The organism is Burkholderia sp. Tr-862 (assembly GCF_011753085.1).
In the GTDB taxonomy this organism is placed as follows: Bacteria; Pseudomonadota; Gammaproteobacteria; order Burkholderiales; family Burkholderiaceae; genus Burkholderia; species Burkholderia ambifaria.
In genome coordinates, this window is record NZ_VWWG01000261.1 from 1 (window position 1) to 5692 (window position 5692).

A 5692-nucleotide genomic window follows, 5' to 3' on the forward strand; every position below is an offset into this window, starting at 1 on the left:
TCCTTCCGCGAGCGCGATGCCGAAATCCGCGGGCTCGGGCAGGCGCGCGACGAGGCCGCCGGTGAATTCGAGCGTATCGTCGGACGCGTTCATGCGCGGCCCCCTTCCATCATCCCGTCGAGTGCGTCGACGAGTTCGCGCGCGGGCCGCCGCGCATGCACGCCGGCCGGTTCGCCGCCGCTGCGCCAGTCGGGCCGCACGCCACGCACGAACAGGTACAGGTAGCCCGCCATATGCGTGTCGTAGTCGTAGTCGGGCAGCCGCCCGCGCAGATAGCGATGCAGCGCGACCGTGTAGAGCAGCGCCTGCAGGTGATACGCGTGATCGGCCATCGCGACGTCGAGCGCGCGCGGGCCGTAGGCATCCGGCGTATTGCCGAGATGGTTCGACTTCCAGTCGACGATCCAGAACCGGCCGTCGTGTTCGACGATCATGTCGATGAAACCCTTGATGAAACCGGCGAGCATGCCCGCGTCAAGCGCAACGTCCGGATAGCCGTGCGCAACCAGCAGCCGCCGCAGCGCGCCCAGCTCGAGCGACGGCGCCGGGAACAGGAAACCCATTTCGTCGAGCCGCCTGGCGGGGTCGAGATCCGCAAGCCGCATGCCCGGCACGAGCTCCGTACGCACGACATCGTCGACGAGCCGCGCCATCATCGCCGGCAGACGCGTCGCGAGTTCGGGCTCGGCCTCGACCGGCCGGTCGTGCAGCGCGCCGAGCGCTGCCTGGTGCCACGAATCGGGCTCCGTGAAGCGGCTGAGTTCGAACAGGCGGTGCAGGCACTCGCCCGCTGCCGCACCGCGCGGAAACACGAGGATATCGTCGTCCGGCGGCTCGGCCGCGACCGTGTCGGCCGCGACGAACGAACCGTCCGGCGCCACGGCGGCAAGCGCATCGTGATCGGGCCGAAGCTCGTCGTCCGGCACGACCGCGACGCCCGCCTCCTCGCGCGCCATCGACGCCGTCAGCGAACTGAAGCTCGCCATCCGCCACGCGTCGCGCAGCACGCGCGTCGCATGGCGTGCCGCGAGCGTCTGCGTGGCATCGTGGCCGGCCGCGAGCCGTTCGCGCCGAGCCGGCACCGGCAACGGTGCAACGCTCACCGGGCCGCCGGCCAGCGCTTGCCACGCAGCGTCGAGCACCGTTTCGTCGGGCGGCTCGTCGAGCCACGCGTCGAACGACTGGCCGGCGCCGGCCACGAGCCAGTTCAGCACGCTGCGCCGCGCCTCACGGGTCGAGCGCGACGACAGATAAGGCCCGGCGACGAGATAGCACCGATACACCGCTCGCGTGAGCGCCACGTAGACGAGCCGCGCGCGTTCCGCCGCCTGTTCGCGCAGCGCCTGGCGCGCGGCATGCGCGGCGGCTTCGTCGTCGCACCCGTAATGCAGCACGGCGTCGCCCGCGTCGTCGTGATACTCGCGCGCATCCGGCAACCCCGACGCGGGCGGCTCGCGCAGCCCGCCGTCGTTCAGGAACGGACAGAACACGACCGCGTATTCGAGGCCTTTCGACTTGTGCACGGTCACGATCTGCACGAGATTGCGGTCGGATTCGAGGCGCAGTTGGGCTTCCTCGCCGCCACCGTCGAGCCGTTGCGCGGCGAGCCAGCGCAGCGTCGGCGCGATGCCGGGCTGCGCGGACGCGCGCGCCTGCGTCAGTTCGGCCAGATGGTTGATGTCGGTCACGCGGCGCTCGCCGTCCGCGCCGGCCATCAGCCGCTCGGCGATGCGCAACTCGCGCGTGAACGTGCGCCACATCACCGCGAAGCCGCGTTCGCGCCACAGCAGCCGATAGCGCGAGAAGCGCTCGACCCAGCTCATCGCGTCCGCGCTGTCAGCCGCTTCGCGCGACGCGTCGCCGTCGCCGTCGCCCTGCTCCATCCGCCACAGCGCACCGGCATCGAGGCCGAACCAGTCGGCGGCCAGCGCCGAACGCAAGCGCCGCAAGTCGCCCGGCGCGTCGATCGCCGCCAGCACGCGCTCGAGCTGCTCCGCATCGCCGGTCGAAAACACCGACGCCTGCGCGAGCTCGACGCTGCCGATACCCCACGTGGCGAGCACGCGCTTCACGAGACTGCCCTGCCGGTGCGTCTGCACCAGCACCGCGATGTCGCCCGGCGACAGCGGCGTATCGCCGAGCCGCGCCTGCCCTTCGCGCGCCCCGCGCATCAGCCGGGCAATCTCGGCCGCGCACGCCTGGGCGGCCTGCGCCTGCGCATCGCGCTTGAGCAGCGTGCCATCGCCGCCCGGCAGCGTCCAGATCCGGAAATCGCCGGCCGGGCCAGAATCGGTTGCGTCGACGAACGGTGCACGCACGCGCGTGCCGGCGCGCACCGCGTAATAGTCGAGCCCGTCGAGCACGAATGCGCGCGGGTTCGACATGAAGAAGCGGTTGCACGCGTCGACGATCGCCGGCGTCGAGCGCTGGTTGACCGCGAGCGTATAGCACGCGCTCGCGCTTGCCCGTGCGGCGAGATAGGTATGCAGATCCGCCGCGCGGAAGCTGTAGATCGCCTGCTTCGGGTCGCCGACGAGAAAGAGCGGCCCGCCCGGCGCGAAGATCCGGTTGAAGATCGCGAACTGCAGCGGGTCGGTATCCTGGAATTCGTCGATCAGCGCGGCCGGATAGCGCGCGCGTAGCGTCTCGGCGAGCCACGGGTGCGCATGCAGCGCGTGATACAGGTTCGTGAGCAGGTCGTCGAACGACACGACGCGACGCGCACGCTTGCGTTCGGCCAGTTCACCCGGCGCGGTGTCGAGCCAGTCGGCGATCAGCGCGAGCCAGCGGGCGCGCTGCGTAGCCTCGGCCGCGGCCACCGCCGCTTCGAGCGCGTCGGCCACGTCGAAGAACGCGTGCTCGGGGGTCACGCCGCCCTTTTTCGTCGCCTTCGCGAGCGCGGTGCGCGTGAGCTTGAGCGCCGCCTTCGGCAACGCGGCCGCGGCATCGCCCTGCGCGAAATGGGCGGTCCACGCGCCGAGTGCATCGGCGAGCGCGTCGGGCTTGTGCGAGCGCTGGTTGAGCGCGGGCTGCGCGGCGCGCAGCAACGCGTCGATCGCATCGCGCTCGTCGGCCCACATCCGCGCCGCCTCCGCAAAGCACTCGGCGGCAGCGGCCTCCGCCGATTCGTCCGGTTCGACGACGCCGTCCCAGCGCAGCGCGGCGAGCGGCTTCTTCAACCGGCGCGCAAGCTGGGCGTCGAGCGCGGCCGGGCCCGCGCCCGAATCGACGAGCCACGTCGCGAAGCCGGGCCAGCGCGCGGCCATCGGCTCGACGCGCGTGCGCCAGAAGTCCGCCGCGAGTTCGAAGCGCAGCGCTGCATCGTCGGCCTGCATGTCGAACGCGAACGGCATCGCGGCCGCGAACGGTGCTTCCTGCAGCGCACGCTGGCAGAACGCGTGAATCGTGTGGATCGCCGCCTGGTCGAATGCACGCAACGCGCGCCGGATCCGTTTCGCGGCAGTCTCGGGGTCGAGCGTGCCGGCGTCACCGAGCGTCGTCTCGAGCAGGCGCGCGACGAATGGATCGCCGCCGTCGTCACCGGTGTCGAGCGCATGCGCGAGCTGCGCGAGCCGCCCGCGGATCCGCTCGTGCAGTTCGGCGGTCGCGGCCTTCGTGAAGGTCACGACGAGGATTTCGTCCGCGCCGAGATCCTTCTCGAGCAGCAGGCGCACGTACAGCGCGCAGATGTTCCACGTCTTGCCGGTACCGGCCGACGCCTCGATCTGGTTGACGCCGTCGAGCAGGCACGCGAACACGTCGAGTTCGAGCGCCGCCTGCGGCTGTGATGCGGCGCTCATGCGACCTCCTTCAGGTGTTCCAGCATCGGCTCGAACACGAGCCGCGCAAGTGTGCCGAACGGCTCGTCGAGCGACGGATGGGCGCCGCGCCACGCGATTGCGATGGCCGGATCGTCGGCCTCGCTCACCACGCGCTCGTTGATCCAGACGCTCGCGGCCTTCGCCTCGCCGTCGGAAACGCGTGCCCATGCGCTGCGCGGGAAAAACCGCAGCGGCATGCGCCGCCCCGCGCGAAACAGCGCGGCGAGCGGCGCGAGCCGCTCGAGCGGCGCCGCGACCGGCGTGAGTTCGAACGCGCCGCCGCTGCCGAACCACAGCGTGCGGCGCGGGCCGTCGGGCTCCACCGCGCAATAGACGAGATGCGCAAGCCACGCAGACAGGTAGTCACGCGCGCTCGGCCGCGCATAGCGATAGATGATCTGGCCCGCCGGCGTCAGCCGGTTCAGCGTGCCGTGCAATTCGAGCGGCGCACTCACCGCGTCGCCTGACAGCATCGCGTCATCGGCGCCGAACAGCGCCTGGTCGGTGTCGGGCCATGCGGGCGCGATCGCAAGCGTGAACGGCCGCCGCTCCATGCCGTCGGCCAGCGCACGACGCACGTTCGACGCAAGCTGCGTCATCGAGCCGAGCGCCTGGTCGCGCCAGACGGCACCCGTCGCGCCGCCGGGCAGTTCCGGGCTGGCGTCCGCGATGCGCAGCGCATGATCGTGAACGCCGCCTTCATCCGATTCGATCAGGAGCGGCAGCACGCGCTCGGCGAGCGCGTCGCTGCCGGCGAAGTCGAGTGCGAACGGCTCCGTGTCGAGCAGTTCGGCCTGCGCGTCGGACAATACGATGCCGAGCCGCGCACGCAGCAGCGCGCGTGCCGGATGCCGCCAGAAACGTTCGAATTCGTTGAATGCAACGGGCTCGACCGGCTCGGCCGGCAGCGGCTGCGCGAAGAACGGCTGCTCGCGCGTCGCGTCGCGCGCGGCTTCGGCCGCCAGCAGCGACGCGAGCGTCGCGCGCTCGGCGTCGTACGAAGCCAGTTCGCTGCCGGGCCGGAAATACTCGGCCGCGAACGGTTGCAGCGGATGCTCGACGATGAACGCGCGCCGCGCGGCATCGACCGCGCCCGGCGCGGTGTCCGCGCCGGCCGTGACGAGCGCGAGATGATCGAGCAGTTCGTCGACGAGCGCCGCGGGCGGCAACGGCGCGTTGTCGCGAATGCTTCGCCCCGTATAGGCAATCAGCAGCCGGTCGCGCGCGGCGAGCAGCAGGTCGAGAAACAGGTTGCGCTCGTCGTCGCGGCGCTGGCGATCGCCGAGCTTCGGCAGGACGGCCATCAGGTCGAACTCGTCCGCGCGCGCGAGGCTCGGCAGCACGCCGTCGTCCATGCCGAGCAGGCACACGACGCGGTACGGCAAGCCGCGCAAGCTCGTCAGCGACGAGAACGTGACGCCGCCCCACGGCACCCCGCCGCGCGCCGGATCGTCGAGCGCGGCTGTCAGCCCCGCGCGCACGACGGCCGCGGGCAAGGCCTCGTCGGGCGCGCCTTCCGTCATCGCGGCGAGCATCGCGTCGAGCGCGTCGCGCACGCCCGCGAGCGCATCGGCATACGCGGCGCCGGAATCGAAGAAGCGCGCGAGGGTGTCGGCGAACAGTTCGCTCCATGCGCGCGGCGTATGCGCGCTGGCGAGCCGTCGCGCGAAGCCGTCGAGATCGTCGGTAAAGCGCGCGAGCCGGCCGAGCAGTTCGGCCTCGCTGCCGGTGGCCGCCTCGATCGGCAGCCACGCGCCGACGGGTGCCGCGCCTTCCGGCATCGCATAGCCGAGGAAGAGCCGCGCGAGCGCATCGGAGAACGTATGGCGCGGCGCCGGCACCGCCGCATCGTCGCTCGCCGTCGGCGACAG

The 5692-nt window shown here is 71.6% G+C and carries 1 protein-coding gene and 1 pseudogene; both read right to left on the bottom strand.

Annotated elements, in window-relative coordinates; genetic code table 11:
* Window positions 1-89: 89 nt before the first annotated feature.
* Window positions 90-3800: an exodeoxyribonuclease V subunit beta gene (gene recB / locus F3J14_RS33095; protein WP_166726491.1), complete on the bottom strand. Its 3711-nt coding sequence runs from the start codon at window positions 3798-3800 to the stop codon at window positions 90-92.
* A pseudogene (locus tag F3J14_RS33100) lies at window positions 3797-5692 on the bottom strand (exodeoxyribonuclease V subunit gamma); the annotation flags it as partial. The pseudogene F3J14_RS33100 and the gene recB, both read right to left, overlap by 4 nt.

Bases quoted from the DNA above. Each gene is read 5' to 3' on its own strand.
- recB (WP_166726491.1), bottom strand. From the start codon at position 3,800: ATGAGCGCCGCATCACAGCCGCAGGCGGCGCTCGAACTCGACGTGTTC.